Source organism: Acinetobacter sp. ABJ_C5_2 (assembly GCF_044538485.1).
GTDB lineage: Bacteria > Pseudomonadota > Gammaproteobacteria > Pseudomonadales > Moraxellaceae > Acinetobacter > Acinetobacter nosocomialis_A.
In genome coordinates this window covers 1-20,162 of record NZ_JBIUCS010000017.1, presented here as the reverse complement: position 1 = coordinate 20,162, position 20,162 = coordinate 1, and the positions used below count along the sequence as shown (strand labels likewise).

Annotated in this window: 13 protein-coding genes and 2 tRNA genes; 2 read left to right on the top strand and 13 right to left on the bottom strand. The window is 41.5% G+C overall.

The features are described 5' to 3' along the window. Positions 1-131: 131 nt before the first annotated feature. From ACH8JV_RS13425 to ACH8JV_RS13410, 4 genes are all read right to left on the bottom strand, one after another. Entirely contained in the window at positions 132-518 is a 387-nt protein-coding gene (locus ACH8JV_RS13425; protein WP_193329928.1) for a hypothetical protein, read from the bottom strand. 10 nt (positions 519-528) lie between these two features. Continuing rightward, on the bottom strand, positions 529-1,371 hold the full coding sequence (locus tag ACH8JV_RS13420) for a ParA family protein (protein WP_308965596.1): 843 nt from the start codon (positions 1,369-1,371) through the stop codon (positions 529-531). Between the two features lie 76 nt (positions 1,372-1,447). Continuing rightward, positions 1,448-1,840, bottom strand: coding sequence for a SirB2 family protein (locus tag ACH8JV_RS13415; protein ID WP_396521775.1), 393 nt, complete (start codon positions 1,838-1,840; stop codon positions 1,448-1,450). Between the two features lie 10 nt (positions 1,841-1,850). Then, a complete protein-coding gene (locus tag ACH8JV_RS13410) occupies positions 1,851-2,159 on the bottom strand; it encodes a BolA family transcriptional regulator (RefSeq protein WP_004640501.1) in 309 nt (102 codons plus the stop codon). 230 nt (positions 2,160-2,389) lie between these two features. On the opposite strand from ACH8JV_RS13410, the gene ACH8JV_RS13405 reads away from it, so the two are divergent. Then, positions 2,390-2,465, top strand: a tRNA-Gly gene (locus tag ACH8JV_RS13405). Between the two features lie 45 nt (positions 2,466-2,510). Further along, a tRNA-Gly gene (locus tag ACH8JV_RS13400) sits at positions 2,511-2,586 on the top strand. A 72-nt stretch (positions 2,587-2,658) separates the two neighbouring features. Here ACH8JV_RS13400 and ACH8JV_RS13395 read toward each other — a convergent pair. The 9 genes from ACH8JV_RS13395 to abaR all read right to left on the bottom strand — a co-directional run bounded on the left by ACH8JV_RS13395 (position 2,659) and on the right by abaR (position 19,773). Then, positions 2,659-3,444, bottom strand: coding sequence for a 4'-phosphopantetheinyl transferase family protein (locus ACH8JV_RS13395; RefSeq protein WP_396521773.1), 786 nt, complete (start codon positions 3,442-3,444; stop codon positions 2,659-2,661). Then, on the bottom strand, positions 3,437-5,302 hold the full coding sequence (locus ACH8JV_RS13390) for an alpha/beta fold hydrolase (protein WP_396521771.1): 1,866 nt from the start codon (positions 5,300-5,302) through the stop codon (positions 3,437-3,439). Before ACH8JV_RS13390 ends, ACH8JV_RS13395 begins: the two co-directional genes overlap by 8 nt. Positions 5,303-5,355: 53 nt before the next feature. Next, complete coding sequence (locus tag ACH8JV_RS13385) at positions 5,356-6,627, bottom strand: porin (protein ID WP_396521769.1); 1,272 nt, start codon at positions 6,625-6,627, stop codon at positions 5,356-5,358. Further along, positions 6,624-10,274, bottom strand: a complete 3,651-nt coding sequence (locus ACH8JV_RS13380) for an outer membrane lipoprotein-sorting protein (RefSeq protein ID WP_396521767.1) — start codon at positions 10,272-10,274, stop codon at positions 6,624-6,626. Before ACH8JV_RS13380 ends, ACH8JV_RS13385 begins: the two co-directional genes overlap by 4 nt. A gap of 24 nt (positions 10,275-10,298) precedes the next feature. Next, positions 10,299-14,258: an amino acid adenylation domain-containing protein gene (locus ACH8JV_RS13375; protein WP_396521765.1), complete on the bottom strand. Its 3,960-nt coding sequence runs from the start codon at positions 14,256-14,258 to the stop codon at positions 10,299-10,301. Further along, positions 14,255-14,515, bottom strand: coding sequence for an acyl carrier protein (locus tag ACH8JV_RS13370; RefSeq protein ID WP_001030690.1), 261 nt, complete (start codon positions 14,513-14,515; stop codon positions 14,255-14,257). Before ACH8JV_RS13370 ends, ACH8JV_RS13375 begins: the two co-directional genes overlap by 4 nt. Then, positions 14,512-16,287, bottom strand: coding sequence for an acyl-CoA dehydrogenase (locus tag ACH8JV_RS13365; protein WP_396521804.1), 1,776 nt, complete (start codon positions 16,285-16,287; stop codon positions 14,512-14,514). The genes ACH8JV_RS13370 and ACH8JV_RS13365 overlap by 4 nt, the downstream gene beginning before the upstream one ends. A 51-nt stretch (positions 16,288-16,338) precedes the next feature. Further along, on the bottom strand, positions 16,339-18,228 hold the full coding sequence (locus ACH8JV_RS13360) for a fatty acyl-AMP ligase (protein ID WP_396521763.1): 1,890 nt from the start codon (positions 18,226-18,228) through the stop codon (positions 16,339-16,341). An 828-nt stretch (positions 18,229-19,056) separates the two neighbouring features. Next, complete coding sequence (gene abaR, locus ACH8JV_RS13355; RefSeq protein WP_396480878.1) at positions 19,057-19,773, bottom strand: LuxR family transcriptional regulator AbaR; 717 nt, start codon at positions 19,771-19,773, stop codon at positions 19,057-19,059. Between the last annotated feature and the right edge of the window lie 389 nt (positions 19,774-20,162).

Sequence of the window (20,162 nt, the reverse complement as noted above, 5' to 3'; positions counted from 1 at the left end):
AAAACACAGCTAATTTAGAGTGTTATTTTTAAAAAGTGATTGATTTATATTTATTTTATTATGAAACATTTTGCTAAACTTTAATCATCACAATATGCTTTGACTAGCATATTGTGATGCAAAATTGATTATTAATTCGCCTTTTTACGAACAATAATTGGACAATTTTTAAACTGAGCAGCCTGAACAATGGCTTCTTGTTGCCCCATTACACGTGAAAGTTCAGTGTTCTTGGTTGAAGAAGATTGCCCCATGTTGACAGAAATGGATGGACCGAAACCCCAACCGCCGCGTCCCCAGCCACCACCAAGTCCAACGCCAACACCCATACCTGTACTTTTTGGAGTCTGTACACCATTGTCGATATATTGTTGAATGCGGTTATATTCACTTTGCAGTTGTTGGCAACTCAAAGATTGATACTGTGTCGGAGACACATAAGTCGGTTTTACCGTCGTGGCACAAGCGCCCAATAGTAAAGTGGCTGCTGCCAAAGGCACAATATATAAGCCTTTCATCATTTTTCTCTTATCTTTTTGGTTCAATTTCGCTGAACAATGCCTCATACGACTGAGTCAATTTATGTTCTGGCGCCAAGTGAGCCAAAGGTAAATTTTTCTGATGTGATTCTTTCATTAAAATCGAAGGCGGTAACATGCTATTAAGCACAGGTAAGCCCTCATCTTTTAACTGTTGAACCACTTCCCGCGGTAATTTTGCTTGGGATTGGAACTGATTCACCACAATTCCTTCAATTTCCAAGCGATCATTATGATCATCTTGCGTTTCGAGAACATTTTCAATCAATGTTTGTAACGCACGCTTTGAAAACACATCACAGTCGAAAGGAATCAGGACTTTATCTGCTGCAATTAAGGCAGACAACGTGAAAAAGTTAAAGGCTGGTGGTGTATCGATATAAATACGGTCATAGCGCCCAATTAAGCTTTGAATAGAATCACGCAACTTATAAATTTTATGCTTGCTTTCAAGTGCGTGCTCAAGTGCGCCAAGCGTAGGGCTTGCTGGAAGCACATCTAATTTTGCAAAAGATGTAGAGTGCACAAAACTGTCGAGATCTTTGTTACGAGGGGCTTTTAAAATTGAGCCTAGTGCATTACCAATTAAGCCTTTTTGTTGATTATTCCCCAGCACATCTTCAAAGAAGTTTTCAATATTTGGTTCTAAAACGGCTTTATCAGCAGCGTAAGTTGCTTCTTCGCCTAAAAGGTATTGGCTAGAGTTGGCTTGAGGATCAAGATCGATAACCAAGGTCCTAAAGCCATGTTTGGCACTAATCGCAGCCAAATTTACAGTAATACTTGATTTCCCTACACCGCCTTTTTGGTTAAACACCACACGAGTTAGCATGCTTCCCTCTACATATTTTTTTATTGTATGCAGTTTAACCTAGAGCTTAAGCAAAAAGGCAAAGAATGTAGAACAATTAAGCAAAAACTGGTTTCACGATCACCAAAATAATAATGGCAATAAATGCGACTGCACTAATAGCTAAACCTGCACGGCGCTGGGCAAGTAAAATAGTGTCATCCTTTTTAAAGGCTTTCATTAGTGATGATAACAGCACTAAAAATAAAATAATTTTAGCGTAAAACCATGGCTGGACCTGAAAGTTCTTCATTACCAGTAAAATTGCACCCGTAATAAAAACCACAGTAAATGACAAATGCTGCAAAGCAACTAATACTTTACGCCCTGCTGGGTTAGGTTGTTGACCTTGTACACCAATGAACAGTGTAGAAGCGCGTAAAACAAATACCATAAGTGCGGCAGCCACCGCAGTCATATGAATAATTTTAGTGAGTAAATGTGCGTCCATAAATCAGCCCTTAGCTTTTAGGTGCATGTGCACATTCTGGGCTCGCTGGCGCTTGTCCTTGCCACTCACTTGGCAAATAGGCATGGATTGCTAAGGCATGGATTTGTCCTGGATTCATTAAATCAGAAGCCAAGGCATAAACTTTTTGATGACGTTGAACCAAACGCAACCCGTTAAACTCATCACTTACCACAATCACTTTAAAATGTGATTCTTTACCAGGAAAATAACCACCGTGGCCGGCAGACTCATTAATGACTTCTAAATGGCTAGGTGCAAGGGTCTGTAACCGTTCAATCAACTGTTGCTCAAGGCTCATAGCTTTTCCTTTTACGATTATTCGTATATTTAGACCTAGTATACCCTGTCTACACATAAACAAAAGTTGCTCTTGTACGCTTTGACTTCAAACAAAATGTCTATTTATTCGGCAACTTATCAATAAAAATAACTCTAAATACTCAATTCTGTTTTTATTTTATGCAATCAGCATAATTATTTGCATAAAGTTATTGACCCTTGTTTTGCTTAATGTATTATAAGCGGCACGCGGGAATAGCTCAGTTGGTAGAGCATAACCTTGCCAAGGTTGGGGTCGCGAGTTCGAGTCTCGTTTCCCGCTCCAGATTGGTTTTTTTTGAGAAAGTTTTAGTAAAAACTGCTCATATATGCGGGAATAGCTCAGTTGGTAGAGCATAACCTTGCCAAGGTTGGGGTCGCGAGTTCGAGTCTCGTTTCCCGCTCCAAATTCAAAAGGCACTTATCGAAAGGTAAGTGCCTTTTTCTTTTGACCTGTTTATATATTTAGAATTTCAAAATCACTCATTGCATTGATTTAAGTTAGTTATGTCGCAAGGTTCTAGAGTTATTCGACGTGTAGATATATAAGGTAATAATTGAAAACAATCTATATTAAAGCTTTCTAGGCAATGACTCTGCTGTAAACATAGGGAAAAGATAAAACTATAATTGTAGATATAACTTTTAAAATGATACTGCTCGGTTCTTTGAACATCATTCTTGGTTAAATCGCAAAATTGTATATGTTCAGGTGATACATGAAAGTTGAGCTTCTTTAAATGACGGCTCATTCCTTCACCAGTACATTTAATATAGGATTCTTTTAAGGTCCATATTTGAAAAAAACGTTGATATACACTAGTTGGATTAGTCCATTCATTTTGCTGAATCCACTCAATTTCGCTTAAGTCTAATACACTGTCGACACGCCTCCATTCGAACTCTCGATTCACTCGTTCAACATCAACACCTATTTCTCCTTCTTCAGTCACAGCAAGGACAATAACGTCCGCTGAGTGACTAAGATTAAAATAAATAGCCTTACTGCCTTGTACAAAAGGTTTGCCATTCGGTTGTAATTGAATATTAACTTCATGGGGTGAGATACCCAGCTTATCTGCTAAAACAGACTTCGTTAACACACGAGAAATTAAGAAAAGACGTGCAGCATGAGGAAGATATTGATCATATCTCAACTTTTCAACCTCGTTGAGAAAGCTGAGATAATGACTCAATATCACATGATCTTGTGGTACCCGTGAAACTGGGCAAACAAAAACCTGTACTTGGGCTATATCAGACATCACTAAGCTGTTCTGTAGTGTTGATGTACTTCGTCAGTACCGGTGTAAGGTAATCATAAACCGCTTCTACATGGGTAACATGCGGATTATGACCTGCACCAGCGATGATATGTACAGGAATCTCAGGACTGATTGTGGTAACAATTGGATCGTTTTCCCCAACAATAATCTCGATTTTAGAGCGAAGTTCAGTGAGTAAAGCTGTCTGTGTAGCGCGCTGCTGCGGCAAATTAATGTGGTGCATGTACTCACTAATATGCTTAGACACTGACAAGCGGCGTAGTGAGTCCATCGCATATCTTACTGACAGATTTTGTTGTCCATCTGGATGCAGATCTTTAGCAATTACATCTTTTGGCACAAAACGGAAAATGAGTTTCGATATGGCTTGTATCTGAAACATTTTAGCAGCCTGTGCCTGAACAAAATAAGGCGATATGAGAATAAGGCGTGCAACTTTTTCTGGATATTTCTTTGCAAGGTTTAATGCAAAGAGGCACCCTAACGAGTGGGCAATCACAACACTATTTGGCGCTAACAGCTCTGCAGCAGTGTCAATAAAATGATGATTGTTATCCTCCATCACCTCATAACTACCCGAACGCCCAAGTCCGGGTAAGTCCATCATAGCGACCTGATCATATGTGATTTTATTGATGATTGGAGACCAACATGCGCTATCGAATGGAATGCCGTGTAAAAATAGTGCGGAAGATTTTTCTGAACCAACTGACTGTTTAGTATAGATTTCTGTCCAATATCGGTTCTGATAGCTAAAAGAATTAGGTGTGGATACTTGCATACGACCAAAGCGTGTAAGCACCAAACGATCAATCCAGCGAGAAAAATAAGGCATGATATTGATCAGGTCCGCAATACCCATCTTCGCCGCCATCGCCTCTGCCTCAGCAACATGATAGTGCTCGGTAGAAATGAAAGAGAGTTGTTCTTTAGAACCATCAAGTAATACCTCAGGTAATTTCTCTAATAGACCTTTGGGTACTTGTAAATGTGGAGTGCTCACTCCTAGGTGCTCAGCAGCGAGGTGAACTAAGCGATGAAATTTCGGTGTCGCAGGATCAAGCAGCATATACTCCTGAGCAATGGTCTCAGGATAAGACATCGTTCGGATCAAAAAGCTCACGATATACTGCATATTACATAGTGGCAGGAATGTATCACGGCCACCTGGCAATGCCAGTAGACGTCCCTGATAGAGCTTATCAATCATGTCAGCAATACCGATATACTGCATATCGCCATAGTTATAAAAACCATCAATGACTGTTGCTGGATTTATTGCAGTCCATGGCACATTTAAACGCTTACAGGCCTCAATGAAAGCTTGATAACCCAAAATTTTTGAAGCTTCATAGCCACCATGTTTGCAATACAACTCATCAGCCGATTCTTGCGGCGGTGCAGCCACACGATACCCGCCAATCCAGATAAATCGCTCAAGCTGCTTCAATGTTGCAGCCCATTCAATTAAGGCAAGTCCTGACTTAATATTGGTACGCTCAGCTTCAGCTTTGCTAATGCCCCAATTAAATGATGCTGCGAGATGATAAATTACATGGATCTTTGTCTGAGCATCTGCTAGTAAAGAGTCCAGCTTAAAATCACGGCTTAAATCATATTCAACAAACGAAATAGACGGATCGGCTAGTCCTTCTGTTGCGATAAAACCTAACAGCTTATCTTTCTTGGTTGCGGCATTACGCAGCGCAGCAATTACCTGATGACCTTCCCGTAGAAGATCAACAATCAGCCTGCTGCCAATAAAACCTGCTGCACCTGTTACTAATATGGTCTTCCGTGAAAAATTATCTTTTTTTGCGTTATTTAAATTATCCATAAATCACCTTATTAGGGACTGGGCACTCCAGCATTGTTTTGGAGCGAATTATCTTAAAAGTTATATCGAATCTGGGCATATACCAGACTGTTATCTCTAAATTGTCCTAACACTGTATCATTTCTGCCCCAGAAGCGATCTCCGCCTGCATTCAACTGCCAGTGATCATTGAGGTTGTAGTTAATACGTACTCTCAACAATTCATTAGGCTCTGGTGCAAAATAGAATCCTGTAAATTCTAACTTTAGGTTGTCATTCATTAGGTTAAGTGCATAACGCAGCATAGCCCCATACTGATTCTGTTGATACTGGTCACTGATCGTTTGCTGATAACGGTAAACTTCTCTCAATAATGGATCTGTTAAGCTATCGGCAGACCTTACATCCTCCGTATGTTTGTACACACCCATTAAACTCAGCGTGGAATTTTTTAATGACAATTCTGGTCCCATGACCACAGTTAAATTATTTTTCTTATGAGTAATATCTTCACTGCCATCCGAGTCAGTTTTTGTATAGGCAGCTTCACCTCTCCATACGATATCGTTATGGTTATAACTGAAATCTACTCCATACACAGACATAGGTTTATTTTTCAGTTGTAATGTTGCTCCTGTTGGAGATAACGATTGTAGTGATAGATCCGGCATATGATCTAAACCTGAAAAATACGATGCCCCGATATCTAGACCATCTACAGAATAATCCCATCGTACTGCAAACATAGGACGGCTCTTACGGTCTATGTCGTACTGAACACCAGCAATCTGACGCAATGGAATTACATCTGAACGACTACGCGGATACCACAATGCAGTCCACTTATTGGTTCCAGATTCAGGGATATACGTCAATTTGAGTGCATCATTTCCAAGACGCTGATCTGTCTCATCTGGCACTAAACGCGTATAGTCACGAGGTGATAGATTATCCGTTGGGTTAATCCCATCAGCCCTTCCCCAGATGACAATCTGACGACCAACATCGACATAGACGGTCTGATCCCAGTTATAAGAGGCATACAACTCACGTAAGTTGCGGTTTACCTTACTCACTTGATCTGGGTTCACAGTATGGTCCGTTTCGTCTCCAACCACTATGTCGTAATGCAGTTTAAATGCAGGGTTAAACTTGAGCGTACCATTCGACCAGAAACTTGCCTGTCCAATGTTTTTTAACGAACTTAAATCACGATCTGATGACCACACATCGAGTCTGGCTGAGTTCTGGCTCACAAAACTAATTTCGCTGTCATCTGCATAAGCATGCTGCAGTAGCATAAAGCTACTGCAGCATGCAAATACCCAATAGGCACCTTGCGTCATTTTTCAAGACTCTGTGGTGAGAAAAGCTTATCGGATAAGGTTTTTTCTGCCGCAAAATCATTGACGATTACTTGTGTCATATGTTGAGTTTGCAGATTTTTCGCCATAGATTTCATGGCTTGCCATCTTGGTTTCACTTTGCCGTAAGGACGGATATCGGTGAATTCAATGTGTTTTAAAGGCTTACCTGCAGTATCCCAAATGTCGATGGTTGCTGTAACAAAGTTATCTTTGAGGATGCACATACGACGTTTGCTATAACCAAAGTCACTCTTCACCGTATTATTAATTGGTGTTGCTTCAATCATGTAGCAATCTTTGCCATTAAATTTGCCATCTGCAAGTTTCGTGTACTTCCAGTCACTGAGCTTATAGCCAAGAACATCACCATAACTAAAGTCCGTACCAATAAAAGCATCGCCCTTATTCGCTGATGCAAGACGGCGTACTTTTTTCAATGCAGGCAAATAGACAAACATACTATCGCTGCCTTTCGCATTTTCAATTAACAGCGTCGTAGTTCCTTGGACATCTGCTGGCGAGATGAACTCAGTCAAACGCATGTTGTTCTGAGTATTTCCAGCAAGCTTGGTCATGTTTTTAGTTAAACGTACACGTTGCTCGCCATTTTTAGAGGTCAAAATAAATTTGGCGCTAGCAGTTGAAGACAAGAACTTAGAGGCATCATCACTACGATTAACAATGTCTTGAACTTCATCTGCATGAGATGTTTTAGGCATTGACATTGTAAGCGCCGTACCTAACAAAAGGCTTGTCACAACAGTTTGTGCAACAGGAACGCTCTTCTTATTTGAAGAAAAGATAAAACGAGGTTTCAACATCAGAATCATTGTAGGTACCATAATTAAGGTTGCAAATACACTGAACAGCATCGCAATCACAATAAACATTGCGAGCCATTGATGGACGTGGAAGCCTTGTGATAAGGACAATACGCCATACCCACCGGCAACCGCAGTCGCGACAAAAAGAGAAGCCTTACCAGCAGTACTTAAAGTTTTACGAATAGCGTCTTTGATATCGCCGCCTTCTTCGCGCAAGATTTCACGCAAGCGGTAGAGGAAGTAGATGGCATAATCCGCACCAATACCTACAGCCATGGCCGAGATGAGAGAGTTCGGAATATTGAGCGGAATGTCGAGCCAGCCCATCACGCCAAAGATGGCAAGAATAGAGAACAGAAGTGGAGTCAGAACAATGAGTCCCCCTGAAATCGAACGGAAAACCAATGCTGAAATAAAGAATACGGCAAATGAAATTTGTAGAATGTTCATGAGCTTGCCGTGAACCATCGTTTCAGTCAAAGCAATGGTTTGCGTCACATCACCACCAAAACTCACGACTGCTTTATCGCCCAATTGACCTGCCATATAGGTTTTTAGCGACTCAAGGATTTCTTTAATGCGATGATTACTGCCAGTTTTCAGAAGAATCGTGATCTTGGCATAGCGCTGAGTGGTATCAATGTATGAATCAAAATCAGTCGGCTCACCAGACATTGAATACAACAGCAGATACTGAGCAACAACGTCTTTGGTTGCAGGAACCTGAAATGCCTGTGGTTGATCAGCATTCATTGCCTGATTCATTCGTTTGATATAGTCCACGATAGAGATGGTTTTACCGACCTCTGGAATTGAGTTCGCGAACTTTTCAGTATTATCAATCGCTTTTAAGATTTCAGGGTTTTCAATACCATCACGAACTTTGGTATCAACCATAATGTAAAGGCTGTTTGTGCCACCAAGAGACTGATTTAAAAATCTGTCGTCTTGTTGCATTGGTAAGTCGCGGGAGAAGAAATTACGGCTATCGTTATCCACCACAATACGGCTCGTGCCGATAGCAAGTAAGACGCCCATTGCCGCAATCGCAGTCATTAACATCATTCGTGGACGAACTGACAAAATGACATCACCAATACGGTTTGGAATCCAATCCCAAATTGGCAAGCCTTTGCGTTTAACCTTCACAACCGAAGGTGGTGGCAACATTGAGCGGAGTGCCGGAATAAAAGTCATCTCAATCACCAGCGTACTGATGATCCCGATCCCTGTAAAAATACCGAATGAACGAATAGTTGGAATGTTGAAAGTCAACAGAGAGAAGAATCCAGCTGCTGCAATACCACCAGCCAGCACCATAACTGGACCAACACGAACCAAAGACTGCACTACAGCTTCGCTATTTGCAGCTTTAGGCTCCATTCCTTGAGCAATCAGACGATCAAAATCTTCATAGTAGCGCTTGAGCAACTGCACAGCGTGCCCTGCTGCAATGGCCAGAATCAGAATTGGTGTAGGCGAGTTAAAGATATCCATTGGCTGTTTGAACAAGCCCATCATGCCCATACCCCATGCCACAGCCAACAAAGCTGTAACGAGTGGCAGAATCAAACCTTGCTTGCTGCGGAATGCTTCAAAGTGCAATAAACCAATCACCAGTACGGCAATCGGGAACAAGATATTGATACGCTTAGAGTAGTCTTCAGCTTTATCCAGATACACAGGATTACCACCGACACTGATGGTCATATCTTTAGATTGTTCACTCTCTACGATTTTGTTGATTGGGCCCATCATTTTCTGGAAGCCCTCTGGACTTTCCTCAAGCTCAAGCAAAATCGCAGCAGTTCGTTGATCTTTAGATACCACTGAATTCATATAGGTTGGATTCAGTGCCAGTAGTTTTTTCAGGTGATCAATATCCTCCTGAGTGACTGAACTACTCGGCAATAGTTTCTTGGCATCGAACCCTTCTGCATTCGCCTCGATACCTTTCGCCTGACGTGCAGCCAGACTCATCATAGTGGAACGGACTACGCCCGGTGCATTATCAACTTCTTCGGTAATGCGTTTGACTTTCTCCAACACCTGCGGCTGATAAATATCACCCTGCTTCGGTGTAATACCGATCACAACCATATATTTGGAGCCGAATTTCTTTTCAATCAGCTTGGTCGAGGTGATATAAGGATGCCCTTTAGGCGCAAGTGCATCTGGGTCAATAATAATTTTTACACCAGATGCCAGATACGCTAGAGCAAGTGTTAAGAGCATCACCACAGTCAAGACAATACGACGATGGCTAAGAATCCAACGCGCGTATTTCTCCATCATTTGTTGAGTCTTACGAGGTGGTTTATTGGTCTCGATAGTTGGTTTATTTTCATTGCCAACCGACTCATAGGCTTCACCCTTCTGAGCCAATGCTTGAAGATTATCAACATCTTTCTTGAACTGAGCGAGCACCATCTTTTTTAGCAGCGCTGGCGGCAATACACCAAAAAAGCTACCTGGTTCTGCCTCAAACACCCATTCAATCCACGTACCTTCCGGATGTGGCTTGAAACGGTAAGTACCGGTGTAGTGAAAGGGTCCTTCCACTACTTTAAACGCATACAATTCGTTCGGTACTAGATGTGTAATTTCACCTTTAAAGGACATTTCACGTCCAATAAAGCTAAAACCAATTTCGTACTTACTACCCACACGCGGAGTACTGTCTAGCAGCTCAGAATGCTTACACGACAATTGCCAACCTGCATCATTGGCCGGGTTTGCAAGGTAGTTGAAAACCTTGTCAATCTCGGCCGGTATGAGGAAAGCATGTTCTATGGTCACCATAGTGGTTCTACCTTCTTGTATTTCTTATGCAGGAATTGGGTACATCTGATCAATTGTCTGGGCTACAGCCACGACATTCTCAGCGTACATAATTGATGAATGGTCACCAGGCAAATCCACTTGTGTAAACGTTTCTTTGACCAGTTGATCCCAACCTAGACTTTCTCCAAAGTCTTCCTGCTCATCTTTGGCCTTAACCAAAAGAATTGGAAAATCTTCAGGGTCTGGGAAATAGGTTTGGAGTGCGATGCCATTCGCCAAATAGGTATCAAAGTAAAGTCGGAAATCTGATGGATCAGCATCGAGAGGCAGAACATTAATGGCTTTAGCTTCTTTAAGTACATGATCAAACATTTGATCTGGACTCAATTCACGCAAATATTGCGCTGGGATCGTTAACTTTTTGCCATAAGGTGCAGCCAAATCACGGGCGAACCAAGACAAAAGCATGGCATCGTCGGCATCTTCAGGCACATTTTCTGGAATTGGAGCACGAGTATCGATCATGACAATACCTGTGACCTGTTGCCCCATTTGACGCAACTGATGACTGATCTCATATGCAATCGCACCACCAAAACACCAGCCACCGAGGAAATAAGGTCCTTGAGGCTGCATCTTTTGCATTTCAGCAATATAGAGCGTCGCCATTTCTTCAATCGCCACTTCCGCAGCATCGGCTTCAATCAGTCCAGGAGACTGAATAGCACGTAAGGTACGGTTCGGATTGAGATGACGCGAAAGCTCCATATAACAGAAGGTACTGCCACCAATTGGATGGAACAGCCACAGCGGTTGTTCATAGGTTCCACGGCGTAGTTCAATTACGATGGATGGCTTAATTTCTTTATTTTCGCGAATGATCTCACCCAGACGCTCCACAGTGGAGTACTGTGCCAACAAAGCAACTGACAGTTCGGTACCGAAAGCCTTTTTAAGATGGTTAACAAGCTTCACAGCTAATAGTGAATGCCCACCTAGTTCGAAGAAATCATCATGTATACCAACTCGCTTGACCGACAAGATCTGTTCAAAGGTAGTACACAGCTCGATTTCGATCGGATCACGCGGTGCAACATAATCATTGCTCTGCTCAAACACTGGCTCAGGAAATGCCTTACGATCCAACTTATTGTTGGCCGTCATTGGAAATTCATCCAATCGGATAAACGCACTTGGCACCATATAAGCTGGAAGATGGATTTGCATGGTCTTTTTCAAACCGGCAATATCAAGCTCTTGTCCAGTTACATATGCCACCAATTTCTGGTCATTGCCAGCTGTAGTCTTAACCAGCACTACTGCATCTGTGATACCGTCGATCTGTTTGAGAACATTCTCGATTTCACCTAATTCGATACGGAATCCACGGATTTTGACTTGAAAGTCTAGACGTCCATGATGAGTCAAGCGTCCATCTGTACGCAGACAGACTTTGTCCCCTGTTCGGTAGAGTCGACCAGCATTTGGTAGAGATGGCAAAGTTGTAAATTGTGCATCTGTCAATTCAGGTCGATGCCAGTAATCAACTGCCAGACCATCACCGCCAATCCAAAGCTCACCCATAACGCCTGGTGGAACTAAACGCTGCTGCTCATCAAGGACATAAAGCTGGGTGTTCGCCAGTGGTTCACCTAAATCAATACACTTTGCATCGGTGATACGAGCTGCACTAGACCACACTGTAGTTTCGGTCGGACCATAGACATTCCATAGGCAACCGACTTTACCCAGCAGTTTTTCTGCCAGAATAGTATCTAACGCTTCGCCTCCACAGAGTGCAGTCAACCCTGCATTGCCGCCCCACTCGCTGTCTAGGAGCATTTTCCAAGAAGCCGGTGTAGCCTGTAACACATTGATAGACTTAGCATTTAGATAATCTACGAGTTGATTACCATCTTGTGATACTTCACGTGGGCAAACATGCACCACACCGCCGTACATCAGCGGAATGAGTAATTCAAGAATTGAAATATCAAATGCATACGTGGTGATTGCTAACAACTGAGTTTCAGTCGTTACTTGCAATCTATCATTCATAGATAGCAAGAAATTGATAATTGAAGGATGCCCAATACGAACACCTTTAGGCTTACCTGTCGAACCTGATGTGTACATCACATAAGCTATGTCACCAAAGGCAAGCGTCTCGCGCACTTTCTCAAGTGCCACAACACCAGCTTGATTGATATCTAAGCGAGGCACAGAACTGTTAAGAGCATCCATTAACTCGGTTTGAGTCAAGATGACTTTAGGTTCGGCATCTTCAATGATGTTTTGTAGACGTTCAGTTGGGAAGTTAGGATCCAGTGGCACATAAGCTGCCCCTGCCGCCCAGATTCCAAGTATTGCTGCTGGCAATAATGCTGTGCGGTCTAACATTAGACCTACACGATCGCCATGTGTAATGCCATGTGCACGCAAATATTCAGCAATACCCGCAATATGTTGACCTAACTCACGATAGCTAACCGTATGATCATTTGAGGTCAAAGCATGATTGTCACCACGCTCATCAATCTGCTTTAAAATCATTGCGAATAGATCATGCTGAGCATAATCAGTCGCCTTTCCACGGAGGGCCTCGAACTGAATGCCATCTTTATAATCAGGTGCGATATTTAACTCAACGATCTTACTTTCTGGATGAGCCACCATCTCAGATAGTACAGCTTGCAGCAGCTGTACTATATTTTCGGCAGACTGCGCAGAAAATAGCTCAGTGTTATATTTGAATACACCAACAAGTTCACCCTGATATTCACCGCCCATTTCTAGCGTAATATCCAACTGTCCTTCTTGCTGACGAACTGGAAAACTTCCTAAAGTTAAATCTTGACCAACCAAAGTAGCTGGGGTCTGGATTGGCAGTAGTAGTTCTTTAAACTCATCCATACCGCCTAGACGTTCCCAGAACATTCCTACCTGAGCCAATGGGTTAATACTGCCATCACGCTTTGGTGAAACAGCCTCAACTACTCTAGAAAAAGCAACTTTTTGATGCTTAAGGCTCTGTCTTAATTGTTCCTGAACTTGCTGGGTAAATTGACGTAAAGTCAAATCAGCATCGATGTCCATCTGGATAGCTATTGTGTTGACGAACTGCCCCAATGCATCACGCAAAGAGCGTTCAAGTCGACCAGCTACAGGTGTGGCAATAACTAGATTATTTTCATTAGATAGTTTGTGCAGCAGGATATAGAAACCAGATAGCACAAGTCCGAACAATGTGATCTCATAATCTTTCGCCAAGTTTACAAGACCAGATGACACTGATTCAGGTACACGGAAAGCCAGTGAGCTACCCTTATGCTGCTGTACAGCTGGACGAGGATAATCAAGCGGAATGCTATGCACATGTGGTGCATGCTTCAGTGCATTTTTCCAGAAAATTAAACTTTCATCAGCATCATCGATTACGCTGCTCTGCTGCTTATCGGCATACTGTGCAAACTCAATTCCGTTCACTGTATCCGACTCTGCAACGAGTCCAAAGCGTTTGCTGACGTCTCGTAGCAACAGACCAATTGACCAAAAATCCATGAGCGCATGATGAATCACAACAGCAATCACATAGTGATTTTGTCCACGCTCATAACAATGAACACGCCACAATGGTGGCTGAGTCAGATCAAATGGCTGCTTGGTGTCTTGCTCAACCAATTGCGTCAAATCAGAAGCTTCAATATGACGAGCATCAGAAAAGATAATATTTGGATACACGCGATCCCAGATGAGTTGCTCAATCCCCTGATCATTGGCAGGCATGCTGACACGCAACAGCGGATAATCATGCATTACCGCTTCCAGAATCTCCATCGGCTTATTGCCTAATGGTTGGTTAACCTTCACATCAAAGGCCACCACCATATTGTAGGCACTGCAAGTTGGCTCTAGACGTTGGATGTACCAAATACCAAGCTGTTCCGCAGAAATCGCATGACGAGACAGAACTTCCGGTTCTAGTCGTGCAAGGTTGTTCATGAAGCAACTCCCTGTTGCAACTCAGAAACAAGATATTCAGCCAACGCATTGATAGTTGGGTAATCCCATAATAGTGTCGGCTCAAGTTCCAGTTTTGTCAGATCTTCTAAATCCCCAGACACAGACAAAGCAACGATCGAATCAAGACCGTAACTGGTAAACTTTTGGTCTGGATCAATCGTCTCAGGCTCTACGCGCATTTCTTTGGCTACTAGCGTACGAATGATTGCGCTCCAGTAAGCTTTATCTTTATTCATGGGGTAATTTCCTCTTTAACCGGTTTGGCATCACGTGGTGCCAGTGCAAAATCGATGACAGATAACATATAGTTGGTTGAAATTCGGTCTAGCAAATCTGCCAATGTGCTTTCACGTAATGACGTCATTGGAGGAGCGGTCTGCCCTTCAGCGGCATTTAAGAAAATGATCAGCCATGCACCATCCTGTAAAGCAGGTCTTAAGCCATGACGGTTGAAAACCCAGAAACCCAGCACAGCAATGCGAGCAAACAACTCTGCATAACTACGCGCAAGACTAAAGCGCAAGGTTTCAAACTCTTTGCTTTGCTCAGAATTTGAGAAGTAATCCTGAATTTTTTGATCCAACGAATGCTGCTCAACCAGAAGTTGGTTTGCTTGTTCACGTAGCGTGGTGAGTGTCTCAGCAGACAACCCTGCTGTGACATCGGCATCGTTGAGCATTTCGATGATTGTCCCTAGTGATTCCATCACCAAGTCACCATCTCGGTTGAAAATTTCAAGCTCGCGGAAATCAATAGCACCTGTCTCTACCTGCAAGTCATACAACTGGCGATAGCGTGCTTTAGCTTCGGCTTGGTTGAGATGGTCAGCTTTTTTGCTACGACCTTTATTGGCAGATTTGAGCTGGAAACTCAGGCTGTCTAGACAGACGGTGCTACTACCGTCAAACACACTAACAATTAGATGGTCTCTGAATGCTTTCTGATACATACCATCCGCATATGCATTTCTTAAGAAAAAACGCGACCCAAGCACTGAAGAAGTGATCTTGGCGAGTGACTCTACATACTCAGGTACGAGTACTTTGACGATTGGTGACCATGTACTGAACTGATTGATACAAACGTGTAACCCACGCGCACCAACGAGTGATAACACCTCAGCAGCTAAAAGGTAGGCATAGGCTGTCGCGAGTTGCTCACGTACCAACGGAATGCTTATTACTTTTTTGTTATATAACTCGCGTTCAATAGCAAACTCGGTCGCGATACGTAACATGGTATCGCCGGCACCGAGAGAGAAACTACTGCAATATGCACGCGTTACCTGTAGAGTCTTGAGACCAAGCTCTAACCCTTGGCCTTCTTCACCGATCAAAGCATCTTTGTGAATTTCAGCATTGTTAAAGCCAATACCGCTGATATCTAGACCACGCATACCCACTGTTGGCAGACGGTTCAGGCTATACGTTCCTTTAGAAGCCATATGACGCTTATCGAGCCAGAATGCACTTAAACTACGTGGTCCACGATCGTTCGATGTTTTAGCAATCAGACTTAAAGAGTCACCTAAAGTGGCACGGTTGATCGACCATTTTTCGCCATTTAAGACATATTTGCTCTCGGCAGATTGTGCTGTCACTTCACTAGATAGTAGGTCGGCACCATGAGCTTTCTCGCTATAAGCCAGCGCTGGAGCAGCACCACTCAAAATTCGACTAGCAATATTTTGGCATTGGTTCTCATTACCACCGATCCATACAATCACGGACCAAGCATTCGTGCTATAGGTCGAATTGATGGTTAGATCACGTCGTGCCAACACACGATGTAGATATAACAACTCTTCACCAATTTCCATGCGACCTCCAAGCTCTGAAGGCACATAGAAACGGTTCATACCCACTGCATTTAGAAAATCAACAGCTCGCTGAGGATATTGCTCTTTCTCATCGCGCTCGATAGCTGCGGACCAAGAAAAATCATTATTAGTATCATGTACGGAGCCTAAAATTTGCTCCAGACGAGCGGCAGATTGAAACTGCCGCAAATTGGACGTAAGTGACATGGATTTTCACTCAAGATGATTAAAGGGTAAGGATTAAAACAAAGCACTTTTCAGACGATTAAAAATCAACGTGCGTACTTCACGTTCCTTGATCATTGAGTTGAGTAGATTGGAGCTATAACGAATCAGCTGCCCCCGCTGCTCACGATCACGGATGACTTCTAAGCCGTTCTTGACATAGTTTCGAGCAATCACCGTTCTACGGTTTGGATGGGTTAAACAGACCAGTTGACCGCGTTCGATCTGCTCTTTAATTTTTCTTCTTCTGATTTTGCCGCTCGTGGTCTTATTTATTCGGCCTTGATGTAATAAATAGACACTGTCTACAGGCAAGCCAATATCAGCCGCCACTTGTTCTTTGACCTGAGTTCTGATGGTTTCAAAATTAAGAGTTTTATCTAATGACTTCTTTTTGATTTCAAGTACAACTGTAACACCATCAGAGTCAGCAAAATTTACTGCTGCAACACAACCTTTACGAACAGCAGGATGTGCCGTTTCAACAGAGCACTCGATGTCTTGCGGGTAATAGTTCTTACCACGGATAATAATCACATCCTTAAGACGGCCAGTGACATACAGGTCTCCATCTTTAATAAAGCCCATATCACCCGTTCTTAAGTAATACTCTTTACTCGGCTGATCTGCCTCATCAAGGATAGTTGCTTCAAAGGTTTCCTGATTGACCTCTGGCTTCTGCCAGTAGCCTGCTGTAACACTCTCTCCTGCTAGCCAGATTTCACCGACTTCATGAGCTTCTACCTCTTTACGGGTATGAGGATTAACGATGCGGCAATCAATGTGTGCCGAGATCTTGCCACAACTCACCACTTGCACCGCGGTCTGATCCTGACTGGTCTGTACCAAGTGAGCATTTAACTTGTCACGATCAAGCGAAATTGCATTGAGTGGACCAGTTACACCACTGACTAAGAGCGTCACCTCTGCCAAGCCATAGCATGGCAAGAAAGTATCCAGTTTCAATTTCGATTGAGTATTGAACTTCTCCATGAAACGCTGCATGACATGCGCCTTGATTGGCTCTGCACCGTTAAACAGCACACGCACATGGCTTAGATCAAGCGCTGCTGCATCTTCATCCGAGATGCGATGCAAGCACAGTTCATACGCAAAATTTGGTCCACCACTGATCGTGACCCCTTTTTCACTAATGAATTGTAGCCATTTAAGAGGTTTTCGAATGAAGTCTAGTGGCGACATCACATAGCAGGTCAAACCCACATATACGGTCTGCAAAACTGAGCCAATTAACCCCATGTCGTGATAAACAGGCAGCCATGTCAGGCCAATATCATCAGGTTGTGTACAAAAAGCTTCAGCAATCATGGCTTCATTTGCCATAATATTTTTGTGGGTGACAATTACGCCTTTAGGCCAACCTGTTGATCCTGAAGTGTATTGAAGGAAGCAAACGTCATCTGCATCAATATATGGAAAATCTTTTTCCATCACGTCACGCTGAAATTCAGCGTCAACCGCATGTAGTATTAAACTTTCATTTTGAGCTTTTAATGTGATTAGACCTGATAGCTCAAGAATTTTTTTTGTTGTGAGTACTATCTTTGGTTCACAGTCATTCATAATATTCAAAATATTAGAAAAACCATTACGATTAAACGGCAAGCTAACTGGTACTGCGATAATTTTAGCTTTCAGACAAGCAAAGAACGATACGATAAAGTCTAGCCCAGGCTCGAACAGCAACACTGCACGATCACCACTATCCACAAGGTTCATTAATATCTGAGCTTGGTGTTGAACTCGCTCGTTCAGATCTGCATACGTTAGAGATTGAATACCACCAGATTGGCGTCCCAAATACTCGAAAGCAGTTTTACCTCCCTGTAAATTTGCATGGGATTCCAAAGTTGCAATGATATTATCCGTACACATTACAGCCATAACTTACTCCGATTAATTATAATTAACCCTTAAAACCTGCTCATTCAGAAATTAAATTTCTAGCTGGGTTTTTAAATAAAAAATGAATATACTTTTTGTTTAAAATATAAATTCACATTATATTTTATGTGCGAGTGTTTTTTATTACACCTGTAAGTGTTTACAGGTTGGATGTGATTTATCAAAAATTAAGAAGCCAGACCGCTTTCATAAATCATTTTTTATTCAGTTATATATTTTTAATTCTTGTATTAATTAAACTTAATACTCAATCTTTACTCTTAATCTAGATATTACAAAGCTAAAATTTTGATGTTTTTTTAATCTTAAAATGTGTGCTCAATTGTAACTCTTCTCTTACCTAACTTTTAATTTTAGATGGTTATATGTGACATAATTCATCATTTTTATGATGACAGGTTATTCAAGCATAAAGTACCTGCTCTCTCGTTCCCCTTTATTTTCAAGGGTCAAGTATTAAATTGAAATCATCTAATCAGCATTTTAGTGATTGAAAAGCATCTCATGTGCAACCAAGATACAAGTTCCGCAATTAATCTATTTAATTTATATGATTATTTATAAATCATTAGAAGCTTATAGCAGGAATCCTAATATAAATAATTTCTCTCTAAAAAATAAATTTTATTATTTCTTAATAACCAAAATTTAAAATAAAAACTTACACTTTATTTAATTTTAAAACATTTTAATTATTAATTAATCTTAAGTTTAAAAACCATTTTAAATATTTAATTAACCCAATTTAAAATAAAATATTACAACTAATTATTTTTAAATTTTAATATTAATTTTTATTATTTATCTCTATAAAAGCCCAAGCATTACAGCCCGAATAGCCGCTGAGATTTTATTGTTCACATTTAACTTTTGCATCGAATTACAGAGATGGAAATTTACCGTCCTTTCCGTCACCCCAAGAATCTGCGCGATCTCTGCTGACGTTTTACCCTCAGCCGTCCAACGTAGCGCCTCTTTTTCTCGGTTCGTTAAATAAAGATTAAACTGAGAGAACTCTACATCATTTACAATTTTAGCAATGCTGGAATGCACTGTTTGGGTCAACCAATACATATTTGTATATTGTGCTTTTTGCTCTTTTTCTGATAATTGGTCGGCAGATCTTGCGAGTGTTAACATTCCTCTGGTCCCAATAAAATCACGGCTTGATTGAGCCCAACCAACATTTAAACCATAAGAACGTGCCTCCTCCCAGAACTCTTTTTCTTCTTGTGTCTTTGCACATTGGCTGGACCATACAAGAGGTTGAAGTGAGACCATACAATGCTGCACGGTTGGGTCCACCTTCACATAGCGTTGCTCTACATAACGCTTCTGCCATGCTTGAGGGTAATTATTCAACATAATCGTTTTGGGTTCAGCAATAGATAAAGGTGACTGCATACCATAAGCACAATAATCAAATCCAAGCTTTAAAGCTGTAGATTTAACTACTTCAAACAGCTCATCTTCATCTTGTACGATCAGAAATGCTGATAATAAATCCTCTTGCCAACTTTCCATTTGCGCTCATTAGACTCCATTCACAAATCATTTTTGTCAGTTGCATCTTGTGAATTCAAGTGATCAAATTGAAGCGTAGGCCTAATTTTTTACCTTTATTTCAATAAAGTTCTGCAAGAATCTAAAAGATTTTAGGTTCCAAAAATATGTTCAATACCTAATCTTCTTTTCTTGATTTCTCAATTGCAGATTTTGAATTCATCATCCAATTAACAACACTTTCAAGCCTGATATGGTTGCAAATTATTCAGATAAACTAAATTTCTGAAAGCTTTTAAGGTTGTTATATCCGTGTGCAGATTATGCTTGAAAATTTAAATTTTACAGGATGCATTTTATTCCAAAAAACAACTATTTTTAAATTAATAAAAGCAGCTTATTATTTATTC